Raw genomic sequence first — 20400 nt, forward strand, 5'->3', positions numbered from 1 at the left:
CATCTGCAACTGGCCCGTAACTATTAAGCGATCAATTCGGGGATGGGCTTGCCATGATCCACGATGGGGGTTGGACGTCCGTTGAAATCATTGATGGTGACCTTGGACGAATCAATGCCTAGATGATGGTAAATGGTGGCGAGGAAATCACCAGGGCCACACGGCCGTTCGATGACGTCTTCACCCCGCTTGTCGGTGGCACCGATGATGCCTCCGGTCTGAATGTTGCCACCTGCCCAGATGTTTGAAAAGGCGCGTGGCCAGTGGTCGCGTCCTGGCTGCAAGGTGCCTGCGGGAGCGCTCGCATCCCCAGCGCCCGTGCTACGGTCGAAGCTGATTTTGGGCGTGCGACCAAACTCACCCGTGACGACGATGAGGACCCGTTTGCTCAGGCCGCGAGCGTAGATGTCTTCAATCAGGGCCGAGACAGCTCGGTCATAGTTCGGCATGCGGAAACGCAGGGCTTCAAATTGGTGATGGTTGACCGCATGGTCATCCCAATTGCTCACTCGACCGCAAAGAGGGCCGCTAAGGCTGCTGGTGACAATCTCCACGCCCGACTCCACAAGACGGCGGGCGAGTAGAAGCTGCTGGCCCCAGCGATTGCGACCATAACGATCTCGAGTGCGGGCATCCTCCTTGCTGAGGTCAAAGGCATCGCGTGTCTGGGGATTGGTGAGCAAGGTGACGGCTTGAGATTCAAATTCATCCAAAGCTCCCAATTCGCCCTCGCGGTCAAAAGCGCGCTCCATCTTGTCCAGATTTTTTCGCAGCACCACACGGTCACTGAGCCGCTTCATTTCGGCGTCATCGGAAAGGCCGATGTTAGGCACCTGGAAGTTCGGCCGATTCGGATCATCACTGACGCCGAAGGGCGCATAAGCATCGCCCAAATAAGCGGGGCCATTGTACTCCAGCGGTGGATTGACACCGATGTAGTTAGGCAGCGGATTCGCACGTTTGCTGTTTTTAGAACGTAGGTAATGCGCCACAGACATCCAGTCCGGCAGGCGAGGTTTGGGCTTGTCCCGTTCATCGGAATCCCCTGAGAGCATCTGCATGGAACCTGCCGGATGGCCCCCTGCTTTTTGATTCATGGAACGCAGAACGGTGAACTTGTCTGCAATCTTGGCCTGCATGGGCATCAGCTCGGTAAACTGGGTGCCCGGCACTTTGGTGCTGATGGTTTTAAAGGGGCCTCGATACTCACTACCGATGTCCGGTTTGGGGTCGTAGGAATCCACGTGAGAAAGCCCCCCTGGAAGCCACACCATGATCACGGCCGTGCGTTCGCTTTGGGGCTTCAGGGCATTTTCGGCACGCAGACGCATCAAGCCTGGCAACCCTAAAGAAGCAAAGCCCGTCAGGCCAATCTGCATGAATCCGCGTCGTGAAAACTGAGGGCCGGCACAGCGGATAATCGAGGGGGATTCAAGAAGTGATGACATGAAGAAAATACGCAGAGGCGAGATGGGGTTTATCGGCTTATCTGGCGTGGAATAACCAAAAGATGGGGTGTTCTTTAAGGCGTTTTGGATCCAAACGCGGCCATTTCTTTTCCAGTGGCTCCATCCCAAAGGCGTAGCAGGCTGTCTTCACCGCCTGCGATGAACAAGGCACCACTCGGGGTGCTGGCAGCGGCTTGCATGAAATTGGGCAAATTTGCAATCGAGCGCACTTGCACGCCTTCATCCGTTACCACACGCACGAGATTGTCTCCCGCAGCAGTGATGAGTTGATTGGTCGCGCCGATGTATTGAAGGGAGGTCACCTCTTTGGTCCAGCCTTCGATCTTCTTTTTGCGTTCGCCCAGGTTCATGTCCCAGGTCATCACCACTCCATCTGCGCCTGCGGTGGCCAGCACGCGACCATCGGCACGGAAGTCCACGCTCATGACGTGATGCGTGTGGCCTTCAAAGAGGTTCATCTGTTTACCCGTAGTCACCTCCGTGACTTTGGCGATCTTGTCCGAGGCTCCTGAAGCGAGGTGTTTGCCATCGGGAGAAAAGTCGAGACTGAGCACTGCATCTTCGTGGCGGTCTTTCCAGCTCTGTGTCAATTGGCCCGTGGAGACATCGAAGAGCAGGATGTCGCCAGAGCGTGACAACTCCCCGCCACCTGTGGCTAAGGTCTTGCCATCAGGACTGAAGGTCAGGGCATTGACACGATCTGCAAAGACTTGTGAGGACTTGTCGCCACCCAGAGTCCGCTCCAGTGCCCAACGCGGTGTGGCGCCTGCATGGATCTGTACCGTTTGGCTGGCAATGAAGGATCCGTCGGCAGCCTGCACCAGTGTAGTGGCGGGGGAACTTGGTGCCGCGTCTTCCGCTAAAGGTTGCCCAGAGGCAACGGCCCAGACACGCAGAGTGCGGTCATCAAACAAGGCCGCGACTCGCTGGTTATCTGACGAAAAAGCTAGAGTCAGGGGCTTGGCAGTGCTCTTGACTTGCTTCAGGGCGGCGAGCTCAGCGGAGGCTTTGTCCTGGATCTTTTTGGAAGTTTCGATGGCCCTATTGGCGTCGGTTAATGCAGTGGCATTTTTACTTTTGGAAGTGGTGATGCGCTGCACTTCTTCTTCGGCATCTTTCACATTGCTTTCAGCAGCGGAAATGGCTGAGAGAGCCGAGGTTTCTGCGGTGGTGGCCGTGATCAGTTTTTCTTGAGCATCCTTGAGCTGTTTTGCATGGACAGTATCTGCCTTGCCTTCAGGAAGGGCGGCTATTTGGGCCTGGATGTCATCCACACTTTTTTGGGCCGCTGCTTTCGCGTCTGTGGCTGGCTTGAGAGCTTTCTGCTTTTCAGGCAGCACTTTCTTCATGGAAACGATGGCTTCATTGGCTTTTTTGAGAAGCTCATCCAAGGCTTTATTTTGCGCCTCGGTCTTGGTGGTTTCAGCTTTGTAGAAAGATTGTTCTAGGCCTTGCGCAGCGATCGCCCAATTCAGCTCGGCTGTTTTCTTGGCGAGGGCAACAGTGCCACGAAGTTCCATCACAGGCTTTGCTGTTGTAGCATCCCAGACACGCACCGAACCGTCTGCACAGCCCGTGACGATCTGTTTTCCATCAGCTGTGGCTGTGTGACACGTGAAGGTGGTTTTGGCTGCTTCTGCCAGTTTTTTGAGAAGGGCGGCATTGATGGGTTGTGCCGCTTGGGCCGGGAGGGGTGTAGTGGGAATAGGAGCCAGATGCCAGATTTTGACTTCTCTGAAACTGCCGCTGGCTAAGCGCGTGCCATCTGCGCTGAAGGCTAGAGACTGCACCATGGCACGATGGGCCGTGCCGTCTTTTAAACTCGGGTCGGTGATCTGAGTGATGAACTGGCGAGTTGCTAGGTCGTAAACGAAAATCTGGTTAGACCTGCCGCAGGCGGCATAGCGTCCGTCTTGGCTCACGGCCACACTGTAGATCGGGTGTACGCCTGCGGCCAGTGGCTGCCAGGAGACGGTGCGTTGTTGCTGGGTGGAACTCTTCGCTCCTTCATTGATCCACTGAGTCAGCAGCGCCACTTCTTTGGGGGTGAGGTTGACGGCTCCAGACTTATTGTTAGCTGGAGGCATCTCCAGATCGTTTTGATGCAGAGAGGCGAGGACGAGGAGGCTTTCGGCGCCTTTGCCTGGAAGGATGCTGGGACCGGACTCGCCGCCCTTTTTCATCATCTCAGGAGTCTCCATGTCCAGGTCCGCCTTCGTGGTGGTCTTGTTATGACAGGAGATGCAGTTGGCTTTGAGAAAAGGATAGATGTCTTGATAAAAGTCCAGCTCTGCGGACATGCCGTGAGAGGCTGCTGCGAGCATGAGGAGGGGAAGCAACTTCACAGACATAGGCGTTACGGTTTAGCGGTGGAAATAGCGACCCCTGCGGCGGCCTTGACCGACAGGCGGATGGGCCGAGAGACGATGATGTCCACCGTGTCTTTGGGTTCAGCGACTGCGCTGACGGATTTCATGCGCTTCACAGCATCTGCCATCAGGGCCTCGGCCTGCTTCTGCTTTTCTGCGGCGACTTTGGCGGCCTGGGCATCGGTCGCGGCTAGTTTTTTAGCCTCGGCTGCGGCCGTGGTGGCCAATAGTTCAGCTTTTTTTTGCTCGGCTTCCACCAAGGGCACTGCGGCGGGATTGTATCGGTACTTGCTTACCCCACTTCCATAAAGGGCGAAGGTGTAGTCGCCCGGGACTATTTTCAGCGCAGCTAAATCCAAGGTCAGTTCCGCAGTGGTAGCTTTAACTGGAATATCCACTTCTTTGAGTGTGGTGAGGCCATCTCCATAGGCTTTCAACTTGAGGGAGGTGCCCGTGAATTCGTTGTGCCAAGTGACCTTCAGCGGGATTTTTAGCGTCTCGCCCACCTTGGCTTCCCACACCTTGTCTTCTGCCGTTTCGAGGGTGATGGGGGCGTGTTCAGAGTCCGTCACCGAGACCGGAATATCTGCCATCAGGCGCGGGGCTGGGATTTCGCCTTTCGCATCTTTCACGGGCCATTCCATACTGGCAACGCGGCAGGGACGAGTGACTTCCTGGCCATTCAAGGTGGCCCGACCGAAGAGGTTAGCGATGGTAAAGCCGGGTTTCGCCTCATGAGAGGCACTGAGGATGAGATGTCCTACGGACTTGCCTTTGGCAATTTTGAGACCTTCCGCAGTCACACCTGCGGGCAGTTTATCCATGCCGATGTGGATCTCCCCATCGAAGCCATCTCGCCGCTGAACCACAACCTCAAAGGCACGGGATTCACCTGCGCGAAGGGCCATGGGTTTGGATAGCGCTGAGCGGTCGCCATTGCGCAAAGTCATGTGCACCGCCCAGGCGGCGAGTGAAAAATCTGGCGTGGCCTGCCGTACGATGAGGCGGTAAATATTGCCTGCCTCATTGCGTGTCCCGCCAAAGAGATCACGCACCTGCAGGCGATAAGTGCCATCCTCTTTGATCTCAAATTTGCCATTCACATCTGGCGACCCTGCATCATACGGTGGTCCATCGTAGGAATAACCATTGGTAGAAACTTTCATCGGGGGGGCGATGTCATAAAGCTCAGCCACATCGGTGAGGGTTTCCTTGCCTGCCTTTTGGGTCACCTGCTGCACCAAGATAAAGGGATCTGTGTTTAAGCCGAGCCGTTCAGACGCTACCTCCACCCACCAGACTTCGCCTTTTTTGGCAGTGAATTCAAAGGTGTCCACATCAGCCGCAGGGAAAAAGCTGCCCGCGATGTCGCAGGGGAGTGTGATCTTTTGGGCTTGAACAGCTTGATTGTTAGGCTCAGTCTCCTTTGCCGCCGCCGTAGGGGCTAGATTCACGGGTGGCCAGGACATGGCACTCACGGTTTGGGTCTGAGGCTGACGCGGGGTAGGAGCGCCTTGGGGCACTTCCTGGAGGGCGAGCCGATAGAAATGTCGTTCGCCTCCTTGGAAGGTAAGATCACTCACCTTGATGTGGTAACGTCCATTCTCAGGCGGGGTGAAGTCCAGAACTCCCCCCGTGCGATTGACCATGAGATCACGGCCCTGGGCATCTGCCAAAATCACCACGGGAGTCAGCCGAGAATCAATGCCGATAGCCGCGCAGTCCACGGCGATTCGTTGTCCTTTTTTGCCATCAAAGGCATAAAAATCCACAGCACGTTTCGTCATCGTGGCATTGCAGATCGAGTTCGCGGGGAGGGGTAGCGCGGTTTCGAGAGTGTTGTTAGGCTTGCTGCGGGTGATCTCTGGCAGTTGGCTAACGGAGAAGGCGCGGACGGAGGAGACGCCAAGACGGGAGAGGACCCGCGCATCATACACACCAAGTGGAACATCCGCTGCGATGCTGACTTTAAATTGGTTAGGGCTAACCTTTCCGTCTAGGCCTGTGATTGGCTGTGCCGTGATTTTGGGATGAGAGAAAAGGAGGGCGCTGATGTCTTCCACCGACTCACAGCTTAAAGTCACCTCCGTCTGGCTGCCTGCTTGTCCCCCCATCGGCATGAGGGTGAGCAGGTGTGGTAAGGGAAGGGTAACTTGCTGAGCTACGCCGGTGCTGGCCACAGCGAGACCAAGGGTGGCGACGGCCGCTGAAAAGGATTTTTTGAAAAGCATGGCGGTTAGTGATTGTAGAGAAACTCTTTGGTATTCAGCAGTGCCCAGATGAGGTCTTCATACCCCTGTCGGCGTGCTCTTAGGGAGTCCAGGGCTTTGCCTTGGGCATCGGCACGAGGCTTGATGAGGTGGCTTTCAGCAATGCGTACTTCATCCGCTGTGGGCTCCCGGGAAAAGGCAGCGAGGTAGAGCTCGCGAATTCGTTTGGGCTCCGGCATTTCGGCTTTTGAAAGCGTATCCGCGCGCCCATTGTTCGTGACCAGTTTGGCCTTAACATCTGATGCATTCATCAGGTGCAGGCTCTGAGCCAGACTCGCAGATTGCAAGCGCTCGCATTCACACACGCTGGCCCCTTCGGGACGGCCAAAGACTTTGAGAAAAGCAGATGCGCGGTTGTAGCTGTTGTCTGGCAGGGAAATGGCACGGGTACCAGGAGGTAGGTCAGCAAAGTCGGACTTGGCTCCTGTGATGAGGTCCATGGCATCCAGCAATACTTCGGCCTGCATGCGTTTGGGGTAGTAGTGGGAGAAGTTTTGGCGATCTACCGCATTGTGTTCATTAGGCATGGCCGAGAGCTGGTAGGTGTGACTTTGGGTGATGACTCGCACGACTGACTTGAGGTCGAAGCCACTCTCGATAAAATGTTTGGCTAGGGCATCGAGCAGCTCAGGATTGGTCGCTGGATTGGTGTCTCGAATATCGTCTTCTGGTTCGACCAGGCCGCGTTTGAAAAAGTGCTTCCAATAACGGTTGGTGAGAGACTTGGCAAAAAACGGATTGGACGGCTGGCTCATCCAATCGGCTAGCTTCAGACGTGGATCTTCATCCGCTGGAATATCGAGGGTATCGCTACCGAGGGCGGCAGGTTTTACCGGCTGACGAGTCTTTTTATTCTCGGTCTGTGCGATGCCGCGTTTATGGAAAATGAGGTCTTCGCCCGCGATGGCTGTTGGCTTGCGTCCCACTTGGCTAAAGAAGGCGGAGAGACTGTAGTAGTCGTGCTGGCTCCAGCGCTCAAACGGGTGGTGGTGGCACTGAGCGCACTGCATGCGCACGCCTAGAAAGAGCTGGGCCACGTCTTCCAACTGTTGGGTGGGTTCCTTGACCCGTTTGTACCAGGCCACCGGCGGATTCGAAACAATGGTGCCTGTGGAGGCAAGGATCTGGCGAACGATCTCGTCATACTTTTTGTTCGCCAGGAGGCTGTCACGCATCCACGCATGGAAAGCAAAGTTGGCGGTGATGTCGGCCACATCATCGCGTTTGTTTTTTAGCATGGCTGTCCATTTGTTGGCAAAGAAGTCTGCGTAGTCAGGACTGCTGAGCAGGGATTCGATGAGGAGGTCCCGTTTGTTGACTTCCTTGCTGCTGAGAAAGGTCTTAGTCTCTTCAAGCGTTGGCAGCCGACCCGCAATGTCCAGAGAGACACGGCGTAGGAAGGTGGAGTCATCACAAAGCGCAGAAGGAGGAACGCCGATCTGCTTCAGATTGGCAAAGACATGACGGTCAATGAAGTTCTTCTCGGGTGGCAAAGTCTCCACCGGTGCTCCGAGAGGTATGGAAACACTGAAGACGGAGACGAGTCCAGAGTAGCGCACCATCACCGCCACATTGCCGGGGATGTCCAGAGTTTTGACGTGTCCGTGATGGTCTGTCTCTGCCATGCTTTTGTCATTGGCCTCATAGAGTGCCATGTGGGTGACATCGCGCGTGCTGCCATCGGAGTAACGGGCGGTGACTTTCAGTTGCTGGCCAGTGTGCACTTTCATCGAGAGGCGTTTCGGCTGCACTTCGATGTGGGTGATCTTTGGGTCTGTAGGCTGCGCGTAGGGCATGCCCTCACTGATCCAGCGCACCAGAGTTTTATACTCTTCTGAGTTAGGCTCTAATTTCTTTCCGCCACCATGAGGCACGATGTTGGCGGCTTTCATCACCAATAGGCTTTGCTCAGGCGCGGGTGGGAAGACGCGGCGGCCTTTGCTTTCTTTGACGATGTGCTCGTAATCCTCTTCAGGTTCAAAACCCAGTAGGGACAGACGGAATCCTCGCTGCCCCATGCCTGCCTTGGCATGGCAGCCACCAGTATTGCAATCAGCCTTCGTCAAGATGGGCTGAATATCGTTGATGAAGTTGAGCGGGCTGGGAGAGTTGGCTCCTTGGCTCGCACTCGCGAAAAGGAAGGTCATCCAGGCGATGAATCGGACTTGAGACTGCATGAGGAAAGAGCTACGGTGGATCGACTGAGGATCTTTAGCGAGATGTCGAGATTGCCAGGATAAAGCCGCTCTTAGGGAGCGGTGGACTCAGTCGAAGATTTGGTTAGAAAAGCGAGCAAATCGCGCAATTCGGAATCCGTGACTGAGGCCACGAGACCCGCTGGCATGAGGGATGTTTTGAGCTCCTGACGGCTGACGATGTCTGCCTTTTGAAAAGTGCGTTCTTTGCCATTGAGATCTCGATAGACTTCCGTGTTAGAGGAGCGGAGAAGGATACCGATGAAGTCTGTCCCATCGGTCAGCTTTAGTTGAGTCGGGTAAAATTGGGGAGCTACTTCACGATGAGGTTGCAGGATGCTGCTCAGGATGGCGGCACGGTCACCTTGCCGAGAAACTAGGCTGAGGTCTGGCCCTACCACATTCCCACGACCACTGTGGCGATGGCAGTTGGCGCAGAGCGCAACCTTCGGGTGGAAGAAAAGCCGACGTCCATTTTCCGTGTCCGCTTCGCCAGGAAGAGAATCCAGCAGGCGTAGCCACGCGGACGTATCGTCAAAGGAGGGACGTTGCGGATTGAGGATGAAGCTTTTGTCCTCTGGCGTGAAGCGCAGCGCCCGGTGAGCTTCTCTCGAAATGCTAGGCTCAGCATGGCTAGAAAGGAGCACAAGCAAGCTTCGGTGGGCAGGCTGGGCCGAGGTGGCTAGGCCCTGAATGGCCTCTGTGCGCAAACTGGCGGGATTCTTTTCATTCTGGGCGATATCTGCTAGAAGTTCTCTTGCTTCCTCTGTGGTCTTCGCGGCCAAGGTGCGCACCACTTCTAGTGATAAGACGTCGTTGTTCTGGCTCACAAGGCTGTGCAACAATGGAACGGTCAGTCGCTTGTCTGTCACGGGTGCGAGGCGTAGCGCATACCCTTTGATCTTTGCGGGCGTGGTGGTATCCAGGATGCGCCCCACGAGGACTTCGGGGTTGGTAACTCCTGCGCCCGGTTCACCACGGAGGGTATTCCAGGTGGCTAGCGTGGCTTCAAAGAGGCGGTAGTCCAGGGTGGGATCCGTCAGCATTTTTTCTACCTCAGGCGTGAAGCTGGTGAGCACTGCATCCGCAATCCAGCGCAGGCACTCAAAACGAATTTCGGGATCTGAATTGCCTAACAACGAACGCACCCATTTTTCTTCCGCCATTTCCGTGCGCCGCAGTGATACCAGAACCCAGACACGGTCGGACGTGGGTAAGGCCTGGAGCGTTTCCGGTGTCCATTCTTCACGGGCTAGTGCGCTCAAAGCCGCATCGGAGAGATAGGCATCCTTTCCACGGGCGTGACTCAGCAGCTCTGGCACAGGTAGTTTCACCTTTCCGCTGCGCAGACCTTGGGCGAGTTGTGAGGCCGCATTGGGTGCTTCGGCAGCTGGTTTCATCCAGGATGCTTTGACGGGATCAATCTCCAATTTCCAAAGGCGGCCACGTGCATGAATGGGGTAGGAACTGAAGACCCAATCCGTCAGGTAAAAGTTGCCATCAGGCACCTGGGCCATACAGACGGGGCGGAAGAAGTCACTGCCGCGCAGCAGCTCGATGCGTTGGGACGTGTAGCCAGCCCCGTGGCGAGTGAGCGGGAAGTAGTCCACGCAGTGATTGCTCCACGATGGTATAAGGACACCGCCTCCCAGCTCCTTGACGGCACAGGGGCCTTCACCGCAGGGATGCACCATGCCGAGTGTGCCACGCAGTTCACCATTCCAAGCCACAAAGGGATGCACCGGGGCACTGCCATACACCCACTGAAAGCCGTAGTCTGCCCCCTCCACGATGTGGAGCAGGCGGCACGGAGGGCGGCTGCCGGGATCATTTTCAGCGGCAAAGATTTCGCCATCTTTGCGCACGAGGAGGCCGAAGGGATTCCAAAAACCACGGGCGATGCGGCGCATCATATTCCCCTCTGGGGTACAGCGGAAAATGCCTCCTTCGCCTCGTCCGCTCACCTTGGATCCATCGTGGGCGGTGAGAGTCCAGTCTTTGCCGAAGTTTTCGCCCAGGGCAAAAACGAGCCCTCCATCTGGGTCCCAGGCCATGCCACTAAGGCCATTGTGTGGGTAATCAGAGACGGTGTCCAGCGTGGCAATATTCTCTTCCATATCTCCCACTCCATCCCCATCGGTATCCTTCACGCGAAGGATGCGAGATCTTTCGGCCAGATAAACCCACCCATATCGACCTAACTGAAGGTTCATCGTGGATCGGGTCTTGTTGTAAAAGACGCGTCTGTTTTTTCCCTGAGCATCCAAGACGAGGATCTCGTCATGGGCGGGCCCCGTGTAGCCTTCTGGACGAAAATGGGTGTGGCAGGCGATGAGCCAGATTTGCCCTTGGGCATCCACATCAATGCCCGTCGGTGTGACCAGTTGGGGGTGCTCGGCGATCAAGGTAAGCTTGACCCCAGGCTGCAAGATCTCAATCTGCGGCGGAATTTCGGCTGGGACGATGGGCATCTTTGGTGCCTCCACCGCCCACAAAGTGGACTGAATGATGATAAGACAGACAAGTGACAGGCGCAGCATGTGCCATATACGCAGGGAGTTTAGCCTCTTCTAAACGACAAAATGCAGATGCTGTGAAGTGGTCACAGAAACATGTGCAAAGGCCGCTTTAGAACGGAATCGTGAGATGCTCTGAAACCGTATTGCTTAGTTATGCTTTCTCGCCTGTTGTTCTTTTTGAGTTTTGCCTCGAGCCTCTCTCCATTGGCTGCGGAACCAACCTCGGTGAGGATCGAAAAGAACATCCAATACTTGCCCAAAGAGCGTGCAGAAAAGGCAGACCTCTACCTGCCTGTGGAGGATGGCAAAAAGCATCCTGGGGTCCTGATCATCCATGGAGGCGGCTGGACGGGAGGCGTCAAGGATGCGGCTCGAGAGATCAATATTGGCACCACCTTGGCTGCGCAGGGCTATGTATGTCTCAGCATTGATTATCTGCTTCACAATGCGGCAAGTGAACAAGCCTGCTGGCCGCAGAATCTGCACGACTGCAAAACGGCGGTGCGCTGGATGCGCGCGAATGCAGAGCGGCTGCACTTGGATGTGAATCACATCGGGGTGATCGGTGGTTCTGCTGGCGGTCATCTGGCCAGCATGGTGGGGGTGACGCAGGCCAAAGATGGGCTAGACCCCACCGGACCCTACGGTGACCAAAGCTGCCGCGTGAGCTGCGTGGTGGATCTATACGGGCCTGTGGACGTGATGGCCTGGAAGGATGTCGCTGCCCTGCGTGGCAGCCGCACGGCCAAGCCTGAGCTCTACAAGCAATTTTCCGTGCCGACCTACTTGGATAAAAACGATCCTCCCTTTCTCATTCTCCACGGGACGGCAGATACGACGGTGGATGTGAGTCAGTCGGAGAAGTTTGCCCAGGTGCTGGCGTCCCATGGCATTGAGCATCACTTGGAGATCATCCCGGGTGCGCCGCATACCTTTCATCTTCAGCCGAAGGAGAAGGATCTTCGGCCTCTGGTTCTCGCCTTTTTTGATAAGCATCTAAAACCCCAGGTGAAGTGACTGCTTGCAGGCGGGGCTGTTCACGCTCAGATGCGATCGCATGTCTGACATCGCTGATCGCCTCCAAGAAATCCGCCACCGCCTGACCCAAGCCACCGCCCGCTCTGGCCGCAAGCCGGAGAGCGTGGACTTGCTGGCGGTCTCGAAGACTTATCCGGTGGAAATCATCCAGGAGGCTGTAGAGGCCGGGCAGATTCTCTTTGGCGAAAATCGTGTGCAGGAAGTGACGCTGAAACAACCTCAACTCTCTGGGAAATTGCAGTGGCATCTCATCGGCCCCTTGCAGTCTAACAAAGTGCGTAAAGTGCTGCCGCTGGTGCAGATGATCCATGCGGTGGATTCGGTGGACATCGCCAAAGACATCAACCGCATCGGTGGTGAACTGGGCCTACACCCGAAGGTCCTCATCGAAATCAATCTGGCTGCAGAATCTTCTAAACATGGCTTCACGCCTCAGGCGATTCGAGAGCAGTTGGAGGCTCTTTATGAACTGGATCGCCTCTACATTCAGGGGGTGATGTGCATCCCGCCCTTTGATCCAGTGGCGGAGAAAAGTCGGCGTTATTTTACTCAACTTCGCGAAGTGCGCGACGAGTTGGAAAAATTCGGGGGAGCACCTCTGCCGGTCTTGTCTATGGGCATGAGCCATGACTTTGAAGTCGCCATTGAAGAGGGGGCCACCATCGTGCGGGTGGGGAGTGCCATCTTTGGTTCGCGGAAGGCGGTAGCGTGAGATCAATGACGTAGGTTAGCCCAGGATGGCCTCGGTCATGCGCAGGGCTTCCACATTGGCTTTGACCTGATGAACGCGGACGATGCGTGCCCCTAGCTCGCGGGAGTAAGAAGTCAGAGCCACGGTGGGCCAGTCGCGGTCCTCCACATCGTCGCTATCCAGCAGTCGGCTGATGAGGGATTTGCGGGAAACACCTACGAGCACAGGTCTTCCTTGCACAGCCAGTGAAGGCAGGACCTGCATGAGGGCGATGTTGTGCTCCAGTGTTTTGGCAAAGCCGAAACCGGGGTCCAACACAACTCGCTCTGGGGAGATGCCCTGCTCTGCGAGGATGTGCAGGCGCTCCTCGAAATAGGTCTGTACCTCCGCCACCACATCTGCATACACGGCTTGCTGCTGCATGGTGCGTGGGGTGCCCAGCATGTGCATCACCACCAGTCCGGCTTCGGTTTCGGCTGCCACTCGGCACATCATGGGATCTCCACGGAGGCCTGTGACGTCGTTGATGATGTCTGCCCCCGCTTCGAGTGCCGCACGGGCCACGTTGGCCTTCATGGTATCAATGGAGATGAGTGTTTTGGTTTCAGACCGCACGGCTCGGATCACGGGCAGCACGCGTTTCAGTTCCTCCGCTTCATCCACAGGTTCTGCGCCAGGGCGGGTGGACTCCCCGCCGATGTCCAGGATGTCTGCACCTTCAGCGACCAAGGTCAGTGCATGTTCCACTGCACGGCCCGTATCAAGGAAGCGACCGCCATCTGAAAAGGAATCCGGCGTGACATTGACGATGCCCATGACCATGCCGCGTCGCGTGAGGTCGTGCTCCTGTCCTTGGATACGCCAGTGGAAATTCATGCGCTCAGTTCAAACGAGATGATTGGGAATCACAACACTGTTTTAAGCAGAGCGGTCAGATTTGCCGAGGCTGCCTGGCCCACACTTACCACTTCGGCGTGGTGCAAGGTCTGTGCTTTCAGCCCGGCGGCCCAGTTGGTCAGCATGGAGATGCCGGCCACCTGCATGCCTAGAGCGCGGGCCTGGATGGCCTCCGGCACGGTGGACATGCCTACTGCATCGGCCCCTAGCGTACGCATCATGCGGATCTCTGCCGGGGTTTCATACTGGGGCCCTAGCGTAGCCGCATAGACCCCCTGGTGCAGTGGCAGACTGAGCCGTGCTGCCGCCTCGAGAAACTGGGCGCGCCACTCTGCCGAGTACACCTCGCTCATATCGTGGAAATGGGGGCCGCCCAGTAGAGGTGTGGTGCCCAGGAGATTCAGGTGATCTGTCAGGAGCATGAGATCTCCCACAGCCATGGATTCCTGAATGGCGCCCGCTGCATTGGTCAGGATGATGCGCCTAACGCCAAGTGTGTGCATGAAGCGTATGCCTGCGGTCACTTCATAAGCCGAGAGCCCCTCATACAAATGACGCCGCCCTTGGGCAATGAGTATGGGCTTGCCATTCAAACGACTGAGGACAAAGCGCCCGGCATGACCTGGAACTGTGGATGCACTGAGGCCGGCAACGTCCGCGTAGGGAACTTCTGCCTCGATTCCCAGGCTATCCGCTACACTGCCCAGGCCCGAGCCGAGCACGATGGCAGTTTCGGGGCAGGCTTTTTGGAGGTGGGAGAGAGGCATGGCTGATGCAGAGTGTATCTCCCTAAAATTCCTAAACCACCGCTTTCATTTGCAAATGCTTTGCTCAGCTGGACTGGGTCAGCTTGACCTTCAGTTCTTCATACAGCTCTTGCACTCGCGGCATGGTGAGACCTGCCTGTGCAGCATGGCGGATCGGCTGTCCCCAGATAGCCTCAAGCTCCACCTCCCGTCTCTCCAAATAGTCAATGAGGGAGGAAGGTTTGTAGGCAGCCATGGTGCGGGTATTTGTTACCATGGTTTCAATGAGGTTTTCCGGCAGCGAATGACCCAGGCTAGCGGCCGTCTGGATGATTTCGGCCATGAGATCACGCACCCTGGTTTCCAGGGTGGGATTAGCCAAAATGGTCTCGGTATCCACTCCACCGGCGGCGATGGAAAGGCCGTTGAAAGGAATATTCCAGACGAGTTTTTGCCAGCGAGCTGCAGCCAGACTTTCCATAACCTGACAGTCAATTTGGCTGCGCTGAAACTCCGCTGCGATCTGGTGCGTGCGGGGCACGGGAGCACGGATGTGTTCCCCTAGATTGATCCGTCCTTGAGCAATGTGATGAATCACACCTGGAGCGATGCGGTTGATGCACACGAAACACAACCCTCCGAGCACCCGTTCCGCACCGAAATGTTGGGCGAGGAATTCCTCATTCCCCAGTCCATTTTGCAGCGTCAATAACGCTGTGTTTTCGTGCAAAAGCGGAGGTAAGAGATCCAGCAGTGCTGCATTGGACGTGACCTTCATCGCAATGATCACAAGGTCACACGGGCCGATGTCCGCTGTTGTCTGGTGGGCATTGACGTGGATTTGAACATCTCCCAGCGGGCTTGTGATATGCAGCCCCTTTTTACTCACGGCCTCATAGTCACTGCGCATTAGAAAATGCACATCATGCCCATGCTGAGCAAGTCGCCCGCCATAATAGCAACCGACCGCCCCAGCACCAATGATCGCCACGCGACCTAACTCAGAAGGAATTTCCACAGAAGACACGGATTTTAGAGGCATGAAGGGGCCAAATATTCCGTGAGCTTGATGTTTTCCTGGTTTGATAAATCAAGCTATCAGCTTGCCTGTGATAGGCCTCTTCAGTTCATCCGTGACGAGGCTCACTAACTGCTCCACCGCCACCAGTTCCTGGCTGCGGCTGACGAGGTTTTTGATAGCCACCTGGGGATACTCGGCCCCGAAGACCACGGCCAAACGGGCCTTTTGGTTTTCGGCTGCTTGGAATTGCTTGCCCACTTTCTGGGCGCTGAAGCTGTAATCCACCCGCACGCCTGCACTGCGCAGAGCCTGTACGGTGGCCAGGGCTGGGGCACGTTGGGCTTCATCGGCAATGACGACATAGGCCTCCACGCCTTGCTGAGCATTGAGGTATTCCGTAATGCCAAATTGAGCTCCAGGAGTTTTGGAAAGCAAGATGCCCAGCACCACATCACCCATGGCAAAACCTGCCGCAGGCATGTCCACACTGCCATCGCTCATCAAAGAGCAGAGCTTGTCATAACGTCCGCCACCTGCCACCGCGCGCAGGCCATGCTTGAGATCGAAGACTTCAAACACCGTGCCTGTGTAATAGGCCAGACCGCGTACAATGCTGGCATCAATCTTCACATAAGACCACAGGCCACGTGCGCTGAGATCGGCCTTCAGCGCGGCAAAAGCTGGGTGGTCACCATCCGTCGCAGTCATGAAGTTTCGCACTTCATCCAAAGTTAGGCCGATGGCTTCCAGCTTTTTGGCGGTGTCTTCAGGCTTGGCGCGTTCGATTTTATCAATGATCTGAAGAAACGCGGAGGTGTGCTCCACTGCGATGTTTTTATCTGCGAGGAAGTCGGTCCAGATCTGGCGATTGCTCAGGCGGATGACAAAGTCCTCAGCCTGGATACCAAAGGCCAGCATCACATCAATCGATAGAGCGACGAGTTCGGCATCCGTGCCCTGGCTGGCATCTCCGAGGATATCGGCATTGAACTGGATGAACTCACGCGTGCGGCCTTCCTGCGGTTCTTCATAGCGGAAGCAAGACCCGATTTGGAACCACTTCATCGGCTTCTTATAGTCGCGATGACGGGCCGTGGCCATGCGGGCCAGGGAAGGGGTGACCTCCGGGCGCAGGGAGATTTCACGATCCGCCTTGTCTGAAAAGCAGAAAAGCTGGCTGGTGATCTCATCTCCGCTCTTTTTGCGGTACAGGTCGGTGGACTCCACGACGGGAGCTTCGTATTCGACAAAACCATAGCGGCGCGCGACAGAGCGCCAGGTGTCGAAGATATAATTGCGCAACGCGCACTCCTCGGGGAAGAAGTCGCGAAAGCCTTTGACGGTGCGGAAGGAGGCCATTAGAAGGGCCGGACACATGGCCCCCTGCTCGATGAATTCAACCAAAATTCAGTCGCAGGGCGTTGTGTGAGATGTGCCCATGCTCACAGATCTGCTGCTTCGAGACTTCCGTTGCTTTGAAGAATGCCGCGTCACGCTGCATCCGGAGATGACGGTTTTTGTCGGTCGCAATGCGCAGGGAAAGACCTCTCTCATGGAGGCGGCCTGCGTGCTGCTGCGCCTGCAATCCCCGCGCACCAGCAACCGCGCCGAGGTGATCCGCCTGGGGGCAAAGACGATGTTGATTGAGGGCACGTTGAAAGACAAACGAATGCGCTGTGCGCAATCGGCCACCGTGCGGCGTCTGGCCATCGAAGGCACCGTCTGTGGCAAAACGGCGGAATACCTCTCCCAGAGTGGGTTGGTCGTCTGGATGGATCATCGCGACATGAACCTCCTGCGTGGCAGCGCGGAACATCGGCGGCGGTACCTAGACTTTGCGGCCAGCCAGATGTTTCCCGACTATCTCAAAGCCTTGCGGGGGTATGAACGTGCCCTGCGGGGGCGTAACTACGTGCTCAAGCGAGATGCCATCATCGCTTGGCGACAAGCCGATGCTTTTGCAAAAGTGATGGATGATTTTGCCCAGGTCATCATCGCCCGACGTCATGAACTGGTGCAGATCCTGCAACCGCATGTCACACGCATTCATGCTGAATTGAGCGGCGGGAGTGAGCGTGGCGTAACCAATTATGCACCCAGTTTTTTCGAGGGCAGTCTGGTGGAAGGACTGGCTGAGAGACGTGAAGAAGAGCAACGCCTGCGGCAAACATCTATAGGGCCGCACCGGGATGATATGCAACTGCTGCTCAATGATCTCGATGCCACCTCCTTCGCCTCAGAAGGGCAGCAGCGCAGTCTAGCCCTGTCTCTGAAGATCGCTCAAGCTCATGCCTTGGAGCAAGTCGCGGGACAGCCTCCATTGCTTTTGCTAGATGATGTATTTGGGGAGCTGGATGCGCATCGTCGTCGGGCCTTGCTACGGCTGTTGCCTGTGGGCACTCAGAAGGTCATCACCACCACGCATTTGGAATGGGCCCAAGGAGAGGTTATTCCTGGATTGGTCTATCAGGTGGAAGGGGCGCGAGTGACGGTACTTGAATGAAAAAATTTTCGCATTCATGATCCTTTGGCCTGGGTTTGCTCGCATGCCCTGATATGGCTACCCAAACTTCATTTTCAGCGAAAGCGACGATTGTTACATTTATTGTTCATTTTTGTCTGACGTATGTCTTTGCAGGATGGATTTTCATCACGGCCATGGGGTCCTTCACTGAAAACGTGACTGATGAAATGGCATTTTGGAACAAGTGGATGTGGATTTGGACGCCGTTAGCCAGAGCCTTGTTTAAAGTAGAAGATCTGAATTTTTGGAATCTTCATCTGCTAGCTTTCGTCTGGTCAATGGTCGTCGGACTGATCGTCGGCTTGATGGCGGAGTGTCTTGGGAGATATCCCCGGCTGGCAGATTTACCGGATTGAAGTGAATATGGAGTGCCTTCACGAAGCTCACGGTCTCCTAAAATTTTTGTCCAAGAGGCTAAATACCTGATTTTTCGGCCAAAATTGCTCAAAATCGGGCCATTTTGCCTCTTTTTCACCTTGGGGAATCTCTCCTTGACCCTAAAAACCGCTGCCCTTACGTTCGTGTCCAGTCAGGAGCCCGTGGGTGGCGCTGCTTTTGTGATCTGAAAAAAGCCGGATTCCTTCCACTACCACACAGGGTCCGCTGCTAACTCTTTCATTCACAACCTTTTATAGCTCATGCTTGGCAAACTTTTTGGCTTCGTCGCCAACGACATCGGAATCGATCTTGGAACTGCTAACACCCTCGTTTACGTCAAGGATCATGGCATCGTGCTCCGCGAGCCCTCTGTGGTCGCCGTAAAAACAGGCACCAACGAAGTGGTCGCCGTTGGGGACGATGCAAAACGCATGCTGGGGAGAACCCCCGGTGGCATCACCGCCATCCGCCCTTTGAAAGATGGTGTTATCGCAGACTTCCGTGTCACGGAGGCCATGCTGCGCCACTTCATCCGTAAGGTGCATAACAACCGCCGCGCCATGCGTGGGCCGCGTGTCGTCATCGCGGTGCCTTCGGGCATCACAGAAGTGGAAAAACGTGCTGTCAAAGAAAGTGCTGAACAGGCTGGGGCGCGTGAAGTTTACCTCATCGAAGAACCCATGGCCGCTGCGATCGGCGTGGGCCTGCCCGTGCAGGAAGCTGCGGGCAACATGATCGTGGACATCGGTGGTGGTACCACGGAAGTGGCCATCATCTCCCTCAGCGGCATCGTTTACAGCCGCAGCGTTCGTGTGGCGGGGGATGAGCTGGATGAAGCCATCATCAACTACATGAAACGCGCCTACAACCTCATGATCGGGGAGCGCACGGCGGAAGAGATCAAGCTGCGCATCGGTTCGGCTTTCCCCCTCGGTAAAGAAACCACCATGGAAGTGAAAGGCCGCGACATGGTCGCCGGTCTGCCAAAGACCATCACCATCACCAGTCAGGAAGTGCGTGAGGCGATGCTGGAGCCGTTAAACGCCATCATTGATGCTGTGCGCACCACGCTGGAGCGCTGCCCCCCTGAACTTTCGGCTGACCTTGTGGATCGCGGCATCATGCTCGCCGGTGGAGGGGCCTTGCTCCGTGGTCTGGATAAACTGTTGCAGGAAGAGACAGCTCTGCCGGTGCATGTGGCTGAAGATCCTCTCAGCGCGGTGGGCGAAGGCACGGGCCGGGTGCTCAGTGAGCTGGAGTTTCTGCGCAAGGTCAGCACCACGGAGGTGTAGGCGACTTGGCAGGTGTAAACCCGATTCCTGTTCACTTGCAGTCCTACGACTGGTGACAGGAGAAAAGGCTAAACCATGAAAAAGCTCAACATCCTGGCGCTGCTGCTTTTCATTGCGGCGGTCGTATCCGTATTCACGCTGGACACACCTGTCACGCGTGACATCCAGAGCCGCACCATGACGGTGCTGTCCCCCTTCATTCACTCCAGTGCAGCTGTGGAGCAGAGCGTCACCGGTGTCACCGCTTCGCCTGAAGATCCACGCGAGATGAAGCGTGAAAATGAACGCATGCAGATCGAGGTGGAGCGTCTCCGCATCATCTCCCAAAAGTATGCGCAGGTACTGGATGAGAATAACAAACTCCGTGACCTCATCGAGTTCAAGCAGGCTGCGCCTTTCAAATCCACAGCCGCACGTGTCATCAAGCGTGTTTCCTCCACCTGGTGGAACAGCATGATCATTGATAAAGGCTTGCTGGATGGGCTGGCTACGGATAGCCCCGTGATCAGTGCTTCAGGTTTGATTGGTAAGACCGGCAAAATGGCCGATCACATGGCCGAGATCATTCTACTCACCGATGAAATGTGCCGTGTGTCTGCAAAGATCGAAGGCACCTTGGAGCAGGGAATCATTTCAGGGGAGCGGGCAGGCCTGGACATGCGCCCAGATCTACGTCTGCGCTTCCTCAGCAAGAACATCCTCATCAATCCGGGGGCCAATGTGCTTTCCACGGGGGAAGGTGGGGTCTTCCCCGCTGGGCTATTGATCGGGCGGGTGAAGCGGTTTGAAAATCGAGATCTCTCAGGTGAGGCGGTTGTGGAGCCTGCGGTGGATTTTTCCTCGCTTGAGTACGTGTTTGTGGTGGAAATGCAGCCGACTACTGAGCCCACCGCTAAGCCTGAGAAGAAATGACGAACGAAGTGTGGTCACCCAATGACAAAGCTGCCTGCCAAGATTGAAACTGCCTCTATCGGCTCTCAGAGCCGGATGG

General features: G+C 56.0%; 15 protein-coding genes. 6 read left to right on the plus strand and 9 right to left on the minus strand.

The genetic code is table 11. The features are described 5' to 3' along the window. Nucleotides 1-23 precede the first annotated feature (23 nt). The 5 genes from HNQ64_RS05925 to HNQ64_RS05945 all read right to left on the minus strand — a co-directional run bounded on the left by HNQ64_RS05925 (nucleotide 24) and on the right by HNQ64_RS05945 (nucleotide 10843). Nucleotides 24-1448, minus strand: a complete 1425-nt coding sequence (locus HNQ64_RS05925; RefSeq protein WP_184206439.1) for a DUF1501 domain-containing protein — start codon at nucleotides 1446-1448, stop codon at nucleotides 24-26. Nucleotides 1449-1522: 74 nt separating this feature from the next. Further along, a complete protein-coding gene (locus HNQ64_RS05930) occupies nucleotides 1523-3814 on the minus strand; it encodes a c-type cytochrome domain-containing protein (RefSeq protein ID WP_221305356.1) in 2292 nt (763 codons plus the stop codon). Nucleotides 3815-3825: 11 nt separating this feature from the next. Then, nucleotides 3826-6069 (minus strand): PPC domain-containing protein, encoded by a 2244-nt coding sequence (locus HNQ64_RS05935; protein ID WP_184206443.1) that lies wholly within the window; start codon nucleotides 6067-6069, stop codon nucleotides 3826-3828. A gap of 5 nt (nucleotides 6070-6074) precedes the next feature. Next, nucleotides 6075-8285 (minus strand): DUF1549 and DUF1553 domain-containing protein, encoded by a 2211-nt coding sequence (locus HNQ64_RS05940; protein WP_184206445.1) that lies wholly within the window; start codon nucleotides 8283-8285, stop codon nucleotides 6075-6077. Nucleotides 8286-8356: 71 nt separating this feature from the next. Beyond that, nucleotides 8357-10843 carry a PVC-type heme-binding CxxCH protein gene (locus HNQ64_RS05945; protein ID WP_184206447.1) on the minus strand — a complete coding sequence of 829 codons (2487 nt, stop codon included), beginning with the start codon at nucleotides 10841-10843 and terminating at the stop codon, nucleotides 8357-8359. A gap of 132 nt (nucleotides 10844-10975) precedes the next feature. Between HNQ64_RS05945 and HNQ64_RS05950 the strand changes: the two genes are divergently transcribed. Both HNQ64_RS05950 and HNQ64_RS05955 read left to right on the plus strand, forming a co-directional pair. Further along, nucleotides 10976-11839, plus strand: a complete 864-nt coding sequence (locus HNQ64_RS05950; protein WP_184206449.1) for an alpha/beta hydrolase — start codon at nucleotides 10976-10978, stop codon at nucleotides 11837-11839. 40 nt (nucleotides 11840-11879) lie between these two features. Further along, entirely contained in the window at nucleotides 11880-12572 is a 693-nt protein-coding gene (locus HNQ64_RS05955) for a YggS family pyridoxal phosphate-dependent enzyme (protein WP_184206451.1), read from the plus strand. 15 nt (nucleotides 12573-12587) lie between these two features. Here HNQ64_RS05955 and folP read toward each other — a convergent pair whose 3' ends face one another. The 4 genes from folP to hisS are packed head-to-tail and all read right to left on the minus strand — an operon-like array spanning nucleotide 12588 to nucleotide 16574. Next, nucleotides 12588-13427: a dihydropteroate synthase gene (gene folP / locus HNQ64_RS05960; protein WP_184206453.1), complete on the minus strand. Its 840-nt coding sequence runs from the start codon at nucleotides 13425-13427 to the stop codon at nucleotides 12588-12590. Nucleotides 13428-13456: 29 nt separating this feature from the next. Continuing rightward, entirely contained in the window at nucleotides 13457-14233 is a 777-nt protein-coding gene (locus HNQ64_RS05965) for a purine-nucleoside phosphorylase (RefSeq protein ID WP_343075883.1), read from the minus strand. Between the two features lie 46 nt (nucleotides 14234-14279). Further along, the gene (locus tag HNQ64_RS05970; RefSeq protein WP_184206457.1) at nucleotides 14280-15236 is read right to left on the minus strand and encodes a putative 2-dehydropantoate 2-reductase; all 957 of its coding nucleotides are present in this window, start codon (nucleotides 15234-15236) and stop codon (nucleotides 14280-14282) included. A 48-nt stretch (nucleotides 15237-15284) separates the two neighbouring features. After that, a complete protein-coding gene (hisS, locus tag HNQ64_RS05975) occupies nucleotides 15285-16574 on the minus strand; it encodes a histidine--tRNA ligase (RefSeq protein ID WP_246430961.1) in 1290 nt (429 codons plus the stop codon). Nucleotides 16575-16653: 79 nt separating this feature from the next. On the opposite strand from hisS, the gene recF reads away from it, so the two are divergent. From recF to mreC, 4 genes are all read left to right on the plus strand, one after another. Further along, nucleotides 16654-17718: a DNA replication/repair protein RecF gene (gene recF / locus HNQ64_RS05980; RefSeq protein WP_184206461.1), complete on the plus strand. Its 1065-nt coding sequence runs from the start codon at nucleotides 16654-16656 to the stop codon at nucleotides 17716-17718. Between the two features lie 53 nt (nucleotides 17719-17771). Continuing rightward, a complete protein-coding gene (locus HNQ64_RS05985; protein WP_184206463.1) occupies nucleotides 17772-18095 on the plus strand; it encodes a hypothetical protein in 324 nt (107 codons plus the stop codon). A gap of 282 nt (nucleotides 18096-18377) precedes the next feature. Then, nucleotides 18378-19409 carry a rod shape-determining protein gene (locus HNQ64_RS05990; RefSeq protein ID WP_133796388.1) on the plus strand — a complete coding sequence of 344 codons (1032 nt, stop codon included), beginning with the start codon at nucleotides 18378-18380 and terminating at the stop codon, nucleotides 19407-19409. A gap of 75 nt (nucleotides 19410-19484) precedes the next feature. Beyond that, entirely contained in the window at nucleotides 19485-20321 is an 837-nt protein-coding gene (gene mreC, locus HNQ64_RS05995; protein WP_184206465.1) for a rod shape-determining protein MreC, read from the plus strand. The last annotated feature ends 79 nt before the right edge of the window (nucleotides 20322-20400 follow it).

The sequence above is a fragment of the Prosthecobacter dejongeii genome, from assembly GCF_014203045.1.
GTDB lineage: Bacteria > Verrucomicrobiota > Verrucomicrobiia > Verrucomicrobiales > Verrucomicrobiaceae > Prosthecobacter > Prosthecobacter dejongeii.